This window comes from Porphyromonas sp. C0041D3, from assembly GCF_056590575.1.
Genome location: NZ_JBWPWJ010000004.1, coordinates 172,963 through 188,087 on the forward strand (window position 1 = coordinate 172,963; position 15,125 = coordinate 188,087).

General features: G+C 56.1%; 13 protein-coding genes, 1 tRNA gene and 1 riboswitch. Of the genes, 2 read left to right on the forward strand and 12 right to left on the reverse strand.

Annotation, left to right across the window (positions count from 1 at the left end; genetic code table 11):
* Positions 1 to 6: 6 nt before the first annotated feature.
* From AC1EKE_RS04475 to AC1EKE_RS04525, 11 genes are all read right to left on the reverse strand, one after another.
* Positions 7 to 561 carry a hypothetical protein gene (locus tag AC1EKE_RS04475; RefSeq protein WP_296161160.1) on the reverse strand — a complete coding sequence of 185 codons (555 nt, stop codon included), beginning with the start codon at positions 559 to 561 and terminating at the stop codon, positions 7 to 9.
* A gap of 126 nt (positions 562 to 687) precedes the next feature.
* Positions 688 to 1,104: a YtxH domain-containing protein gene (locus AC1EKE_RS04480; RefSeq protein ID WP_296161163.1), complete on the reverse strand. Its 417-nt coding sequence runs from the start codon at positions 1,102 to 1,104 to the stop codon at positions 688 to 690.
* Between the two features lie 140 nt (positions 1,105 to 1,244).
* Entirely contained in the window at positions 1,245 to 2,093 is an 849-nt protein-coding gene (locus AC1EKE_RS04485) for a 3'-5' exonuclease (protein ID WP_480308411.1), read from the reverse strand.
* 9 nt (positions 2,094 to 2,102) lie between these two features.
* A complete protein-coding gene (gene proS / locus AC1EKE_RS04490; RefSeq protein ID WP_480308412.1) occupies positions 2,103 to 3,584 on the reverse strand; it encodes a proline--tRNA ligase in 1,482 nt (493 codons plus the stop codon).
* Positions 3,585 to 3,646: 62 nt separating this feature from the next.
* Positions 3,647 to 4,234 (reverse strand): 4'-phosphopantetheinyl transferase superfamily protein, encoded by a 588-nt coding sequence (locus AC1EKE_RS04495; RefSeq protein WP_480308413.1) that lies wholly within the window; start codon positions 4,232 to 4,234, stop codon positions 3,647 to 3,649.
* On the reverse strand, positions 4,231 to 5,610 hold the full coding sequence (gene gldE / locus AC1EKE_RS04500) for a gliding motility-associated protein GldE (RefSeq protein ID WP_480308415.1): 1,380 nt from the start codon (positions 5,608 to 5,610) through the stop codon (positions 4,231 to 4,233). Before gldE ends, AC1EKE_RS04495 begins: the two co-directional genes overlap by 4 nt.
* Positions 5,611 to 5,646: 36 nt before the next feature.
* Positions 5,647 to 6,081 (reverse strand): single-stranded DNA-binding protein, encoded by a 435-nt coding sequence (locus AC1EKE_RS04505; RefSeq protein ID WP_480308416.1) that lies wholly within the window; start codon positions 6,079 to 6,081, stop codon positions 5,647 to 5,649.
* A gap of 3 nt (positions 6,082 to 6,084) precedes the next feature.
* Positions 6,085 to 7,446, reverse strand: a complete 1,362-nt coding sequence (hisS, locus tag AC1EKE_RS04510; RefSeq protein WP_296161315.1) for a histidine--tRNA ligase — start codon at positions 7,444 to 7,446, stop codon at positions 6,085 to 6,087.
* A 27-nt stretch (positions 7,447 to 7,473) separates the two neighbouring features.
* Complete coding sequence (locus AC1EKE_RS04515; protein ID WP_297126157.1) at positions 7,474 to 8,031, reverse strand: nitroreductase family protein; 558 nt, start codon at positions 8,029 to 8,031, stop codon at positions 7,474 to 7,476.
* 9 nt (positions 8,032 to 8,040) lie between these two features.
* Complete coding sequence (locus AC1EKE_RS04520; RefSeq protein ID WP_297126160.1) at positions 8,041 to 8,658, reverse strand: riboflavin synthase; 618 nt, start codon at positions 8,656 to 8,658, stop codon at positions 8,041 to 8,043.
* A 107-nt stretch (positions 8,659 to 8,765) separates the two neighbouring features.
* Positions 8,766 to 10,112, reverse strand: coding sequence for an alpha/beta hydrolase family protein (locus tag AC1EKE_RS04525; protein ID WP_480308418.1), 1,347 nt, complete (start codon positions 10,110 to 10,112; stop codon positions 8,766 to 8,768).
* A 254-nt stretch (positions 10,113 to 10,366) separates the two neighbouring features.
* Positions 10,367 to 10,571, reverse strand: a riboswitch (cobalamin riboswitch).
* Positions 10,572 to 10,840: 269 nt separating this feature from the next.
* Between AC1EKE_RS04525 and fumC the strand changes: the two genes are divergently transcribed.
* Positions 10,841 to 12,235: a class II fumarate hydratase gene (gene fumC / locus AC1EKE_RS04530; protein ID WP_480308419.1), complete on the forward strand. Its 1,395-nt coding sequence runs from the start codon at positions 10,841 to 10,843 to the stop codon at positions 12,233 to 12,235.
* Positions 12,236 to 12,320: 85 nt separating this feature from the next.
* Here fumC and AC1EKE_RS04535 read toward each other — a convergent pair whose 3' ends face one another.
* Positions 12,321 to 14,741 carry a transglycosylase domain-containing protein gene (locus AC1EKE_RS04535; protein ID WP_480308420.1) on the reverse strand — a complete coding sequence of 807 codons (2,421 nt, stop codon included), beginning with the start codon at positions 14,739 to 14,741 and terminating at the stop codon, positions 12,321 to 12,323.
* A 303-nt stretch (positions 14,742 to 15,044) separates the two neighbouring features.
* Here AC1EKE_RS04535 and AC1EKE_RS04540 point away from each other — a divergent pair.
* Positions 15,045 to 15,116: transfer RNA gene (locus AC1EKE_RS04540), tRNA-Gln, on the forward strand.
* The last annotated feature ends 9 nt before the right edge of the window (positions 15,117 to 15,125 follow it).

The window sequence follows — 15,125 nt, forward strand, 5'->3', positions numbered from 1 at the left end:
TGATGGTTAGTTGCCCTGCAGGACGTCCTCGTCAGTAAACTGGTGAACCTCCACAACCGGGTGGTCCGGTGACTCTGTACCGGGGATCACTGACTCGCCATGGACATCAGTCACGTCGGCGACCATGGTCACTGTGGCGGTCTCACGCCGAGCCTCTCCGGCCTCTTTCTCCTCCATATCCTCCAGCTTATCCAGCTGAGCGGAGATGATCTTCTCCTCGAGCGAGCTGGTGATCGGCTTCTTGAGAAGAAGGAGGATGAGCTCGATGAGTAGCAGTAGCCCCACTAAGCACCCGAATCCAGCTGCCAGAGCGGAGACTGTGTCGTAGGCGCTCAGTAGGTCGGAAGCAAAGATCATGGCAAAAAGCAGTGCGATGACCACTTGAAGAAATAGGAGTGCCGTCAGCCCGACGACAGCCATAATAAGGTAGTACACCCCTTTGATGCCGGCAGGGACTCCCTTCTCGATTGCCTCGAGCTTTGCGAGTTCGCGCTTGGCACCCACGAAGGAGAGAGCCTCTGTCTTTACTTCATCGATGATTTGCTTTATTGTCTTAGCCATGTCTGTGCCCTATAAGTAAGGTGATACTCTCGTGGGATAAAGACAGATGGGACAGCGAAGGATCCTTGTGAGGATACTTCGGCAATCCCATCTGTAGATAAGTGGCTCTGAGTGCGCCAAGGGGGCTTAGTCCTTGCTGACCTTCTTCTTGGCCTCCTCAGCGAGCTTGTCCTTCTGCTCCTTGGCCTCAGCCTTGAGGTCCTCGAGCTCCTCCTCAGTCAGGTCAGCAACCTTCTGAGCGGTGTCCTTAGCCTTATTTCCCAGCTGGGAAGCGGAGTCCTTCACTGTAGAGTAGATGTCCTCTGCGTCGCCCTTGATGTCCTCAACGTAGTGAGAGAGGTCGCGACCGGCCTTGCGCGCGCGGATACGACCCTCATAATAAGCGTCCTTCACGTTGCTCTTCACCTTGTCTGCGGTGTCAGACATATCATCAATGAGCTGGTTGCGACGGCTCTCGTCAGAGAGGTATGCGATGGCCGCTCCGATGGCTGAGCCTACGAAGAGACCCAGCATAAACTTTATTCCGGAATTATTGTTACTCATAACTCTTCCTTGTGTAATTAGTGTCTACGGTTAGTGTTCGGCGATAGGGGGATTACCTCCTCTATCTTCTGTACAAATATACCTTTTTTCTTATACACAGACAATTCTGCTATCCTTTATTGCAAAAATACCATTGCGCCCTAAGGTCCTACTCGTTGGTCAAGATAGTCCTCGACGTTGGGTAGATCCCCCGGCTCCGTCTCGTCAGGGTAGCGGAGGCGTAGCTGTGCGAGACAGATCCGAGTCAGGCAGACATTTCGCCAGCCGGTGATGTCGATGGCGTCCATGTCTGCTGGACTGATCCCGGTGTACTCGTTGGTGAGGGACGTGAGTGAGCGGTAGTGGTGTCGCCAGTGAGGGTCGAGGGCAGCGCTAAGCACCATGGTGCAGATCGCCTCCTTATGCTTGAGCCAATACTCTGCCGTCGGGTGTAGCCGCCGTATCGCTCCGAGGAGGATGCTTAGGTCAAAGCGGACGTTGTGGCAGACGAGGACGGAGGATCTCTTGATGAGCGGAAGGAGCAGCTCGAGGAGCTCTTCCTCGCTCTTCCCCATGATCTGGAGTGTGTGGGTGTCCAAGTGGTGTACCCTCCTCGCTTCGTCGCTGCCGGCATTGCTCTGCTCCACCAGCACCACGCCGTGACAGAGCTCACGGTATTGATCGTCTAAGCCCAGCCAAGCTGCCTGCACGATGCGGTCTTCCTCGCCCTGCCGGATCGAGAGCCCGGTGGTCTGCAGGTCGAGGATAAAGTAGCGTGGGTAGATCCCTTGCTTCTCAGCTGTCAGCCTCTCCAGCTCCTCGGTAGGCACCATAGGTGGCTGGAGCTGCTTCAGTAGCTCAGCGTATGGAATAGAGGGTGATGACATAGGTACATTAGGCTTCCTCTTGACGGTGTGATTGCGGTAGCCGGCACGCCTCAAAAGAGTATCGCCGAGGAGCAGGCAGACCAGCACCACGGCGATAAGGATAAGTAGTCCTGCTTGGCTCATCGAGCCTTATCAGTAGGAGCAGGCAAAGAGTACTCGGCGCTCGGAGGGCTTGCCGGTCAGGATGTCCTTACCCGGCTCGTCAGGCTGACTGAGTGGAATGCATCGGATCGTCGCCTTGGTCAGGTCCTTGATGCGCTCCTCGGTCTCGGCGGTGCCGTCCCAGTGCGCCATTACGAAGCCACCGGCCTCGACCTTCTCGCAGAAGTCGTCCCAGTCGTCGCAGCTGTAGGTGTGTGCGGTACGGAAGTCAAGGGCGCGCTTGTAGAGATTCTCCTGGATCTGATCCAGCAGATCCTCGACCCGCTTGCCGATGCCCTCGTAGGGGACGGTCTCCTTCTCCAGCGTGTCTCGGCGCATCACCTCTATCGTCCCCTCCTCGACGTCGCGAGGTCCGAGGGCGAGGCGAACCGGTACGCCCTTCATCTCGTACTCGGAGAACTTCCACCCCGGCTTCTTGTTGTCCGCATCGTCGTACTTTACCTTAATGTCGTGATCGCGAAGTTCCTTGATGAGCGGCTCCACCAGCTCGGTGATCTGAGCACGCTCCTCATCGCTCTTGTAGATCGGGATGATCACAACATCGATCGGAGCCAGCGCCGGGGGCAGCACCAGTCCGTTGTCATCAGAGTGGGTCATGATCAATGCACCCATCAGGCGAGTCGATACGCCCCATGAGGTGGCCCAGACCAGTTTCTCCTCGCCATCCTTATCGGCAAAGGTGACGTCAAAGGCCTTGGCAAAGTTTTGCCCCAAGAAGTGTGACGTACCGCTCTGCAACGCTTTCCCATCCTGCATCATCGCCTCAATGGTGTAGGTGTCGATGGCACCGGCAAAGCGCTCTGTGGGCGTCTTTACGCCGCGGATGACCGGCATAGCCATCTTTTTCTCAGCAAAGTCAGCATACACCCGGAGCATCTGACGAGCACGCTCCTGAGCCTCCTCCTCGGTGGCATGGGCGGTGTGACCCTCCTGCCAGAGGAACTCGCTCGTGCGGAGGAAGAGACGGGTACGCATCTCCCAGCGCATGACGTTGCACCACTGATTGCAGAGCAGGGGGAGGTCGCGCCAGGAGTGGATCCAATTCTTGTACGTATTCCAGATCACCGTCTCTGAGGTGGGGCGGATGATCAGCTCCTCATCGAGCTTGGCCTCGGGGTCGACGATGACAGCAGACTCGTCTTCTGTCGCCTTGAGCCGGTAGTGAGTCACCACAGCGCACTCCTTGGCGAAGCCCTTGACATGCTCCGCCTCCCGGCTGAGGAAGGACTTAGGGATCAGGAGGGGAAAGTAGGCGTTGCTTACGCCGGTCTCCTTGAATGACTTATCGAGAAGCTCCTTCATCCGCTCCCAGATAGCGAAGCCGTATGGCTTGATGACCATACAGCCGCGGACGGCAGCATTCTCCGCCAGGTCAGCCTTCAGTACGATGTCATTGTACCACTGGGAGTAATTCTCTGACCGGGGCGTGATTGCCTTGATTTTCTTGGCCATATTCTTTGGCAATTAGATTGAAACTATGTTTAGGTGACAAAGGTACCACTTTTTGCATATCCTCAGAGGACGATCAGCCGCTCCTCCACCTCTGGAGCGGTGATAAAGGCGAGGACGAGAGAGTCCGGATAAGTGTGGTGGCTCTCGGAGAGAGTACTTAGTTCGCTCCCCGACCTATAGGACACCGCTACCTCACCGAGACGATTGACTGCGAAGTGTCCCGGAGAGAGGAGGGTGATGTCCGTCTGGAAGTCCCGCACGTAGCGGCTGAAGGCCTTGAAGATCGCCTCCTTGGCACTCCATAGCTCGAGTGGGCTTATCTGTGGGTAGTTCGCCATTGCCCGGCGATCTGCTTCCGTGGTGTAACGTGGGAGGATCCTCGCGGCCTGATCCGCCTTATCCTCGACATCGATGCCCACCGGTAGTAGTCCCGCAGGAGCCACCTGGAGGGCGACGCTGCAGTGGCAGTCGGAGGAGGAGTAGAGGAGGTCGGGTCGGTTGGGGAAGTAGGGCGCTCCGTCTATGTAATGAGCCACATGCGGCAGCTCCTCGTCGGCAAAGAGCCGCCGGAGTCCACGCTTCAGCGTCAGGTGGGTATCCTCACTTGAGTCAATGCGGGGGATCACCACCACAGAAGACAGGTTTGTCATGGCCTCTCCTCAGTCTCTTGCTCCCTCACCTCGTCATCCTGAGCCTTCGTCGGGTCGGGGATGAAGAGGATCTTGCTGATGCGTCTGTTGGTGATGGAGAGTACCTTGAATTGATGCCCATCAATAGTGATCACCTCATTGACTTGGGGAAAGTCCCCCTTCACCTCCAGCAGCAGTCCCGCCAGCGTCTCCGCCTCGTCCGATACCCTTAAGATGGCATCGTAGTCCTCCACCTTGACGATGCGGAGGAAGTCAAGGATACTGATCTTGCCATCGAAGACAAAGGACCCGTCAGGAAGCTCCTTGTAGAGCTGCTCATCCTCATCGTACTCGTCCTCGATGTCCCCGACGATCTCCTCTAATAGATCCTCCATCGTCACCAGACCGCTCGTACCACCATACTCATCCACCACGATCGCCATATGGCGACGCTCCTTACGGAAGACCTCCAGCATATGGCTTACCTTCACGTCCTCTGGTGTGTATAGTACCTCTCTCAGCAATCCCTCCCATCGGAAGTCGGGTGCCTCGCTGAGATGCTGTAGGAGGTCCTTGGCGTACAGGATCCCCTTGATCGAGTCGATCCGCTTGTAGTAGACCGGTATGCGCGAGTAGCCGCACTCCTCGACGAAGGAGAGCACCTCCGCATAGGGTGTTGAGAGCTCCAGCGCCGCCATATCGATCCTCGGTGTCATCACCTCGGAGACAGTCTTGCGCTGGAAGAGCAGTATCTCATTCAGCACCCCCTGCTCCTCGCTGTCCTCCGTTGTCAGTTCGATTGCCTTGCTGAGGTCCTCTCGGTCGAGCTCAGACTTATTCTTTGTCAGGGACTTGCCAATCACTTCGCCCATACGGACGAGAGCCTTATTAATCCCCTTGAGGGCGCCATAGAAGGTGAAGAGAGTGGTGACATTACGACGTGCCACCCTGAGCGGATCCATCTGTGTGGAGACCTTAGGGATAATCTCGCCCACCAGCAGGATCGCAAAGGTGATGACCACCACCTGCAGTATGAAGCCGAGCGTACGCGCATGGGAGAAGTCCAGCGTCTGATTGACGACCGAGTCACTCAGCATCACGATCGCCGTATTGACGAAGTTATTGGAGATCAATATCGTGCTGAGCATATACTCTCCATGCTCCAGCAGATAGATCACCTTCTTGTCCCGCTCCTCCTTAGAGGATTTCAGCTCCTCCAGTTGCGATGGGGTGAGGGCGAAGTAGGCCACTTCCGATGAGGAGCAAAAGCCACTGTAGTAGAGACAGACTGCGATCAGTACCAGAGTAATGACCAGCGTCACGATGCCCTCCGGTCCCAGCGGGATCACGCCCACGCCCTTTAGTAGCCCGCTACTGATGTATTCGATGCCTTCCAAGGATAAAAATTGCTATGCTGTCTATCATCGGGGATGTCAAAAGGGCAGACCTGACTCAGCATCCTTACTGAGCGTCTCTCTATAGTCTGCGTAAGGCGAAGTGATTAACTCCTCTTGAGGGGTCACTGTCTTGGGCTGAGGCTTAGAGATGAGAGTGACCTGCTCAGCAATGATCATCGCCTTGCGATTGTATCTATCCTCTCCACTGCGGTACCTCTTATAAGTCAGTCTGCCGACCACCCGAACCTTATACCCCTTACGGACGTGGGCCTCCACATAGTGAGCGGGCTCCCGGTAGCAGACGACGTCATGCCAGTCTGTCACCGCTCCACCCGGAGTGTCGGGGAGGAGACTGTCTGTCGCCACGCTGAATGATGCCATGCAGGTCCTCTCATCCAGGTAGCGGATCAGCGGGTCATGCCCCACGTTGCCCTGCAGCTCTACCCTGCAGTATGTATCGCTGTCACCCATGACTCACGACCGGAGGAGAGCTATCAGCTCCTCGGTGGTATAGCTCTGCTGCTCACCCGACTCCATATCCTTGACGCTAATGGTATGTTGCTCGATCTCGTCATCGCCGATGAAAGCAACGTAAGGGATCGAGAGTGCATTGGCGTAGGACATCTGCTTCTTCATCTTCGCATCGTCCGGGTAGACCTCCGCCGTGATCCCCTCACTGCGGAGCACGCCGAGTAGGGGAAGGATGTAGTCCAAAGCTTTCTCCCCAAAGTTGATGAAGAGCAGCTGCGTCCCCGAGTGGGTCGACTCGGGATAGAGATCCAGCGCCTCGAGTACGTCAAAGATCCGCTCCGCACCGAAGGAAATCCCCACACCGCTCATACCACTCTGCCCAAATACTCCTGTGAGATTGTCATACCGACCTCCACCGGTGATGCTCCCCATAGGGGTGTCGAGCGCTTTCACCTCGAAGATTGTCCCGGTGTAGTAGTCCAAGCCGCGTGCCAATGAGAGGTCCAGCCGAACCTCATTTTGCAGGCGACAGTGGTGTAGCTTGTCGAGGATGTAGGTCAGCTCCTCCACCCCCTTGCGACCCACCTCGCTCTCGCAGAAGAGGTCGGCGAGCTTCTCCAGCTTCTCCTCATTGCTTCCCGAGATACCGAGGATCGGCTTTAAGCGACTGATCGCCTCCTCGCCGATGCCCTTGCCACGCAGTTCCTCCTCGACACCCTCCCAGCCGATCTTCTCCAGCTTGTCGATGGAGACGGTCAGGTCGATGATGTTCTCGATCCCCAGCTGCTCGCTGATGGCAGTGAGGAGTTTCCGATTATTGAGGAGGATCACGACCCGCACGCCCAGCTTGGCGAAGACGGTATCGATGATCTGTGTCAGCTCCACCTCATGCAGGAGGGAGTCGGAGCCGATCACGTCGGCATCGCACTGGTAAAACTCGCGGTACCGACCCTTCTGGGGGCGATCCGCACGCCATACCGGCTGTATCTGGTACCGCTTGAAGGGGAGGGTGATCTCATTACGGTGCTGCACCACATACCGAGCAAAGGGGACCGTTAGGTCATACCGCAACCCACGATCGCAGGCTCGGGAGGCAAAGTCAGCCGGATCGATCGTCAGCAGCTCCTGCCGGTCGAAGTCCTTGAGGCTGTCGCCCGAGTTGAGGATGCGGAAGATCAGCCGATCCCCCTCGTCGCCATACTTCCCGAGTAGGGTGGAGAGGTTCTCCATCGCCGGCGTCTGTATCTCGCGATAGCCATAGAGCCGGTAGGTGCTGATGATCGTATTGAGTATGTAATTGCGCTTCGCCATCTCCTCGGGGGAGAAGTCACGAGTGCCCTTGGGTATGCTTGGTTTCTGAGCCATAAATGATGTTGCTACAGAGGGATGAGGTTAGTACGTATTATAGGAGCGGATCTTGTCCATCTTCTTCCTGGTCTTGGGTCGCATAGGGTCGTCGGAGTAGCCGAGCGACACCACCAGCTGGACCGTCTTCTCCCGAGGTATCCGGAGGATGTCCTGGATCTTCTTATTATCCACCCAGCCTATGACGCAGGTGTCAAGCCCCTCGCTGCGTGCTGCCAGCGTGAGATAGCCCACGGCGATACCGATGTCGATCCGGGAGAAGTGCTGTTTCTTGAGGAGGTTTCCTACTTTTGCCGCCACATTGGCTGCCTCCTCGACTACGACGATGAGCGCAGGCGCCTCCTTGGCGAAGGTGTTCATTGATGGGAGTAGGGGGGAAGTGAGGCACTTCGCGACAGCGACCTTGAGCTCCGGATCATCAACGACGATGAAGCGCCAGGGTTGCGAATTGGTGGCAGATGGTGCCAAGTGTGTCAGATCAAGTATGCGCTCGATTGCCTCACGTGGTACCGGCTTATCGAGATACTTGCGAGTACTCTGGCGCGACTGGATCAGCTCGCTGAGAGGGTTGCTGTCGGGGTCCATGGGAGAGGGTTACTGACGGAAGGTGATAAGCTTGGCGAGGTACTTGCCGATGATGTCAAACTCAAGATTGACCCGCTTCCCCTCAGACAGGTCACCAAAGTTGGTGATTTCCTTGGTGTAGGGAATGATGGCGACCTTGAAGGTGTCTCTCTCGGAGTCCACCACGGTGAGGCTGACGCCATTGATGCAGACAGAGCCCTTCTCCACAGTGGTGTAGCCACGAGCTGCCATCTCGTCAGTGACACTGTAGCGGAAGGTGTAGTAGGTGCTTCCACCCACATCCTCCAGCCCGATGCACTCGGCAGTGGTATCGACATGCCCCTGGACGATATGCCCATCGAGGCGACCATCACTCCTCATGCTCCGCTCCACATTGACCCGATCACCGGGCTTGAGGTCGCCGAGGTTGGAGCGCTCAAGGGTCTCCTGCACCGCGGTGACTGTGTAGCTCTTCTCCTCAGGATGGATTGAGACAACTGTCAGGCAGACTCCATTGTGCGCCACGCTTTGGTCTATCGCCAACTCGTCCCAAAAGGGGACGGTCAGGGTAAGGTCCACATTGGTACTATTGTGAGGGTGATCCACGCGGAGCACCTTTGCCGTTGTCTCGACTATTCCGGAAAACATATAGAGGATTACTTACTGATAACTATCACTGATAGTGCAAATTTACCCAAAAGGCATTACCTGCCCAATTCCCCCTCCTTGATCCACTCCGTCATCATCTCCAGAGCCTAGCTCGAGAAGCCGGGCTTGAGGTGGACGTACTCGCCCGGGAGACCGGTGCTGCAGGGTAGAAAAAGGTGATTGAGCCCTGCAATCTCTTCTGTCGTCACACCGGAGGATGCTGTCGCAAGGCGCTTGACTGCGCCGAGATTGTCTGACGCCTCCACCTGCATATCCTTACTCCCATTAAGAGCCAGTATCGGGCAGGTGATCCGCGGAAGGAGGGCGGAGGGATCGCTCCTGAGGAACTCCTTATAGTATGGTGTGGAGGTCGCATCAAGCATCGATCGGAAGTACCTGTCGCTGAGCACCATCGCTCTCGTGCCGGCTCGCTGCTCCTCGCGGACCAGCGGTAGCACCCTCTCGAAGTAGCCCCGCATCAGCGTAGAGTCCTCCGCCCGGGTGGTGGAGTGGTAGGCGAGATCCTTGAATGTCCTACTGGTAATCTTGGCGAAGTCCTCCTTTGACTCGGGGGAGATCAGGCTTGACATCATTACTACATTCTGGTATGTGATGACCTCCACACCTGAGGTCCCCGGGGCGGCAAGCAGCACGATGAAGTCAACGTCTGCCGGACTCTCTGCTGCGATACTCTCGGCTATCAGTCCTCCCTCGCTATGGCCTATGAGACCCACCCTCGAGTAGCGTCCCGTCCCTCGGAGGTACTCAAGTGCCGACTTGGCATCTGCCACGAAGTCACTCAGCATAGAGACTCCGAATGCCCCCGTAGACTCGCCCACTCCTCGCTTGTCATACCTCAGCACGGTGATGCCCTGCCGGGTGAGGTAGTCGGCTATGTCGCGGAGGGGCTTGTGTGGTCCCAGCTTCTCGTCCCTATCATTAGGTCCACTGCCCGCTACCAAGACCACTGCGGTAGAGCTCTTCTGCTCGCTAGGCTCCGTCAGTGTGGCAGCGAGGGTCACCTCTGCCGAGGGGATGGCAAGCTCGGTGGAGAGGTAGGGGAGGTCGTCCTTGGGCTTGCTCTTCCGGTACGCACCTCGTATCAGATCCAGACGGGTGGTAAACCCCTGCTGAGAGAAGTCTCCCTGGATCGTATCACCCTCGAGCTGCCCGCTATAGCTGGCACCGATGGTGCGGCTCTGCCAGCTGAGCATCCGGCTATCGGGGCTAAAGCTGATCTGATCCACTGGGATCCCTTGTGCCCCCTGCTCAGGGCTGTCTAGGGTGGCGGAGTAGCCATCGGCCCCCTCAGTAATGTGGAGCACAAGCGGCAGGCTGTAGGTTGGTGTGACCTGCAAGATCCCATGCCAAGTGTCGGCGATCTGAGCCTGGCAGGAGAGCGCAAGGATGGAGAGCGCAAGGATGGAGAGCGCAAGGATGAAGTAGTTTCGCATCGCTATGAATAAAGTGAGTCAGTAAAACTAATTGACCGAAAGGTACAAAAAAAGGAGAGGCCGCCACCGTCGGATGTCGGTGACCGCCTCTCCTAAAAGTGCATGGACTCGATCCGCTTCACAGAGGGTCGTCATCACTCAGTATGAATTACCTGACCACACTTGGGATAATAGTCGCTGATAGCGAGTCAAAAATTGGAAAATACAGATGGACTACATCCTTTCAGTGGCACCGCTCCAGTCCTCGGGAGCGATACAAAATGCACGTGACGGCAGGTTTTCTGGCTTGTCTCTCGGCTCGTCGCCTTCCCATACTCCTCCGAGGAGGACCACAGTGGCATCACTTCGAGCCGATCGGTTGGAGACTTACAGCAGCGGGTCTGCACAGGACTTGCACCTGTTTCCCTCTTACTCCGATGAGCGAGTGTCCATCGGATCACCGTCACCGCAAAGGTACATTTTTTCTCTTCATTGTCACCTCCATTTCGCCCATTGGACCGGCTGATTTCTTTTACCGATATTAGATGTCACTAATACCGATATTAGTTGCGCCTAATATCGGTAAAAGAAATGCCCCACATAGCGAGCCACTTTCCGCTCACAATTAAGAGTGCAGTCTGACCGGTGGAGCAAGGATGGTGGGACTGCTTTGCGAAAGACTCTATTTTGGGTAACTTTGGAAGAAAGTTAGGTAAGTACAACGCTAATAGAAAATAGTCAAGCCAATTATGGAGTATCGTATCGAGCATGACACCATGGGTGAGGTGAAGGTCCCCGCTGATAAGTACTGGGCTGCTCAGACGGAGCGCAGCCGTAATAACTTCAGGATCGGTCCCGCAGCCTCTATGCCTCACGAGATCGTCACTGCCTTCGGGTATCTGAAGAAGGCGGCCGCTTATGCCAATTGCGAGCTGGGGGTCCTCCCTCAGGAGAAGCGTGATCTCATCGCTCAGGCGTGCGACGAGATCATCGAGGGCAAGCTGGATGATCAGTTCCCTCTCGTCATCTGGCAGACCGGTAGCGGCACGCAGTCCAATATGAATGTCAATGAGGTGGTTGCCAATCGCTGCCACGTCCTCAATGGTGGCAAGCTGGGCGAGCCGAGCCTGATCCACCCCAATGACGATGTCAATAAGTCTCAGTCCAGCAACGACACCTTCCCCACCGCGATGAGCATCGCCGCCTACACCAAGGTGGTACAGCATACTCTTCCGGCGGTGAAGAAGCTCCAGAAGAGCCTCGAGAAGAAGGCTGAGGACTTCAAGGACATCGTCAAGATCGGGCGGACCCACCTGCAGGATGCTACCCCTCTGACGCTCGGACAGGAGTTCTCCGGCTACGCAGCACAGTTGGGCTATGCGGTTAGAGCGATCGAGGCGACCCTGCCGCACCTCGCCGAGCTGGCGCTAGGCGGGACGGCCGTCGGCACCGGACTCAATACGCCCAAGGGCTACGCCGAGCTGGTGGCCAAGTACATCGCAGACTTTACCGGGGAGCCCTTTGTGACGGCGCCCAATAAGTTTGAGTCACTTGCCGCTCATGACGCCGTGGTGGCGACTCATGGGGCACTCAATGGTCTTGCGGCCTCTCTCTTTAAGATCGCCAATGACATCCGTCTCCTCGGCTCCGGACCTCGCTGCGGCATCGGTGAGATCCACCTGCCGGAGAATGAGCCGGGCTCCTCGATCATGCCCGGTAAGGTCAATCCTACCCAGTGTGAGGCGATGACTATGGTTTGCGTGCAGGTCTTTGGCAATCAGACCACGATCACGATGGCCGGTGCAAGTGGCAACTACGAGCTGAATGTCTTCAAGCCGGTCATGGCTGCCAACTTCCTCCAGTCTGCTCAGCTGCTTGGTGATGCCTGCCTCTCACTGGAGGAGCACTGCGTTGCCGGCATTGAGCCAAATAGGGAGCGCATCAATACCCTGCTCAATAACTCTCTGATGCTGGTCACGGCACTCAATACCCACATCGGGTATGAGAAGGCGGCTAAGATCTCCAAGGCTGCATTCCACAATGGGACCACACTCCGCGAGGAGGCTGTAAAGTCCGGCTTCCTCACTGCCGAGGAGTTTGACGAGTGGGTCCGCCCGGAGGATATGGTGGGAAGCCTTAAGTAATAGGGGACCCTGCTGATCCGAAAAAAGTCGGATCTCGCACTTGATCAGGTGCGGGATCCGACTTTTTGGTACTGTCCTCTACCGATTAGGAGAAGAGGTCGTCGATCTCCTTGGGGGCTTGCTGTTGGTGTGGCTCTGTGACATCCTCTCTGTCGTACGCGACACCTGCAGCATCGTCTCGGCGACATGGCTCAAAGCCCTCGGGGAAGGTAAATTTTAGCCCAGGATCAATGCCGAGGGAGGTGTCCTTCTGTAGCTCCTTGTCTCCGTAGATCTTCTGGAAGAACCTCGCCACCACCGGCAGTGCCAAGCTCGCGCCCTGACCCATGCGCATGCCATCGAAGTGGATCGATCGGTCCTCACCACCTACCCAGCAGCCGGTGCTGAGCTTAGGGGTAAAGCACATAAACCATCCGTCCGAATGATTCTGTGTCGTACCGGTCTTCCCTCCCATATCGGCATCGATGCCGTAACGGAAGCGCATCCTGCTGCCGGTACCGCCATTCATTACTTCACGCATCATATAGAGCGTCTTGTAGGCGGCATCCTCAGGGAGGACCTCGTGGACCTTGGAGGTGAAGTTGGCCACCACATTTCCATACTTATCCACAATCTTGGTGACGTAGAGGGGCTCTTGTCGCATTCCTTTTTGGCTAAAAGTGGTGAAGGCTCCCACCATTTCCTCGACCGATATGTCACAAGAGCCGAGACAGAGGGCGAGGGTCGGCTCTATCGTGCCGGTGACGCCCATACTGTGGAGGTAATTGACGAAGCTATTTGAGTAACCATCACTTGACAGCTGACCCATAAGCCAGGCGGTGACCCAGTTATCCGAGTGCTTCAGTCCCCATCCGATGGAGACCATCTCGCCGATCATGGAGGAGCCGGCGTTTCGCGGTGTCCAGATGGAGCCGTCAGGATTGCGGAGTGCCGGCTGTACGTGAAGCAATTGGTCGCATGGAGTGAAGCCCTCGTTCATCGCCATGGAGTAGAGATAAGGCTTGATCGTCGACCCCACCTGACGGCGTCCCTGCGTCACCATGTCGTACTTAAAGGTGAGGAAGTCCGGTCCTCCGACGTAGGCGCGTACCTCTCCCGTCTCGCTATCCATAGCCATAAAGCCGGATCGGAGGAAGGTCTTGGCATATATGATTGAGTCCCTCGGAGTCATCACCGTATCGCGCAGGGTGGTGATGTAACTGTCTCCGCTGCGCTCATAGGCAAATACCTGCATCTCGGTGGGCTTGTCAAAGGAGGCGATGATCTCCTCCTCGGGTATCCCTGCGGCTCGCATAGTGAAGTAACGTCCACTCTGACGGACTGATCGGTCAATGATCTTATCTCGCTCTTGGGACGTGATGCTATTGGAGAAGGGCGCATTGGCACGACCCGATTTCTCTCGATCAAAGGCGGGCTGAAGGGTGGAGGCCAGGTGCTCGATCATAGCCGCCTCGGCGTGCTCCTGCATCCGGGTATTGATCCCGGTGTAGATCTTGAGCCCGTCCGTATAGATGTCGTAGTTGGAGCCATCCTCCTTCTTATTCTTTGCACACCAGCCATAGAGCGGATTATTGATCCAGGCGACAGAGTCTCGGCTGTACTGGTCTCTCTGCCAGTCTGGATAGTCGCTCCGGCGGGGCTCCTTAGCTGTCATGATCTGACGGATATACTCCCTGAAGTAAGGCGCAGCTCCGTTATTGTGGGTGCGGCGATTGAAGACCAGCTTGATCGGGATCTCCTTGTGCTTGGCAGCCTCCTCCTTAGTGAGGAAGCCCTTCTCGACCATTCGGTCCATCACTAGGTTGCGCCGGGTGAGAGCGCGCTCCTCATGGCGACGGGGATTGTAGAAGGAGGGATTCTTGACCATACCCACGAGGAGAGCCGACTCCTCCACCTCCAGATCCTTGGGTAGCTTGCTGAAGTAGGTGAGTGAGGCCTGCTCGATCCCTATGGCATTGTAGAGGAAGTCAAATTGATTGAGGTACAGGCTGATGATCTCCTCCTTGGAGTAGCGTCGCTCCAGCTCCACCGCTATGACCCACTCGATCGGCTTCTGCAGCGCCCTCTCTATGATATTGTCTGCGTGTGGGGAGTAGAGCTGCTTTGCGAGCTGCTGGGTGATCGTACTACCACCGCCGGAGTCCTTGTCGCCCATGATGATGGTGCGGAAGAAAGCCCGCAGCACGCCCATCATGTCGATGCCGCTGTGGTCGGTAAATCGCTTGTCCTCAGTAGCGATAAGCGCATGGACGAGCGAGGGTGCGAGGTCGTTGTAGTCCGTATGGATTCGGTTATTATCCTGCAAGGCATAGGTCCCCAGCACCTGGCCATCCTGACTGATCACCTGTGAGGCGTAGCGGTCGATCGGATTTTGCAGGTCCTCAATCGGGGGCATATAGCCGATGACCCCCTTAGAGATCAGGAAAAAGAGGAGTATTACGGCCACGACTCCGGCAGCGAAGATGATCCAGAGCCAGGTGATAAACTTTTTGAAGCCTTGTGACATAACGATGAGTATATCAAGTATCCGTGCTTGAGGCGGATAAGTCCATTCTAATTCATAGGCCCTCAACCTCAATGTGAAGACCTAATTGGTGCGCCAAATTTACCACTTTTCGCTCACTCTGTCCTTCTCCAATTTCAAGGGCTGAGTCATCGCTGCCATGAGAGTAGGGTACCCACTTTTTCACTTCCCGTTCATAACGATCAATGCGGAGAGGCTTGTGGCTAACCATTGTGAAAATATTTGCTTACAGCTATTGGCTAAGTCGGTAAATAGTCTTACCTTTGCAACGTCAAAGAGACACAATGTCCTATGGTGTAATTGGCAACACGCAAGATTCTGGCTCTTGAATTTAAGGTTCGAGTCCTTATAGGACAACTGACGAAG

Excerpts from the sequence above, each read along its gene's own strand:
- AC1EKE_RS04475 (WP_296161160.1), bottom strand. The coding sequence starts at position 561 with ATGGCTAAGACAATAAAGCAAATCATCGATGAAGTAAAGACAGAGGCT.
- AC1EKE_RS04480 (WP_296161163.1), bottom strand. The coding sequence starts at position 1,104 with ATGAGTAACAATAATTCCGGAATAAAGTTTATGCTGGGTCTCTTCGTA.
- AC1EKE_RS04485 (WP_480308411.1), bottom strand. The coding sequence starts at position 2,093 with ATGAGCCAAGCAGGACTACTTATCCTTATCGCCGTGGTGCTGGTCTGC.
- proS (WP_480308412.1), bottom strand. The coding sequence starts at position 3,584 with ATGGCCAAGAAAATCAAGGCAATCACGCCCCGGTCAGAGAATTACTCC.
- AC1EKE_RS04495 (WP_480308413.1), bottom strand. The coding sequence starts at position 4,234 with ATGACAAACCTGTCTTCTGTGGTGGTGATCCCCCGCATTGACTCAAGT.
- AC1EKE_RS04505 (WP_480308416.1), bottom strand. The coding sequence starts at position 6,081 with ATGGGTGACAGCGATACATACTGCAGGGTAGAGCTGCAGGGCAACGTG.
- hisS (WP_296161315.1), bottom strand. The coding sequence starts at position 7,446 with ATGGCTCAGAAACCAAGCATACCCAAGGGCACTCGTGACTTCTCCCCC.
- AC1EKE_RS04515 (WP_297126157.1), bottom strand. The coding sequence starts at position 8,031 with ATGGACCCCGACAGCAACCCTCTCAGCGAGCTGATCCAGTCGCGCCAG.
- AC1EKE_RS04520 (WP_297126160.1), bottom strand. The coding sequence starts at position 8,658 with ATGTTTTCCGGAATAGTCGAGACAACGGCAAAGGTGCTCCGCGTGGAT.
- AC1EKE_RS04525 (WP_480308418.1), bottom strand. The coding sequence starts at position 10,112 with ATGCGAAACTACTTCATCCTTGCGCTCTCCATCCTTGCGCTCTCCATC.
- fumC (WP_480308419.1), top strand. The coding sequence starts at position 10,841 with ATGGAGTATCGTATCGAGCATGACACCATGGGTGAGGTGAAGGTCCCC.
- AC1EKE_RS04535 (WP_480308420.1), bottom strand. The coding sequence starts at position 14,741 with ATGTCACAAGGCTTCAAAAAGTTTATCACCTGGCTCTGGATCATCTTC.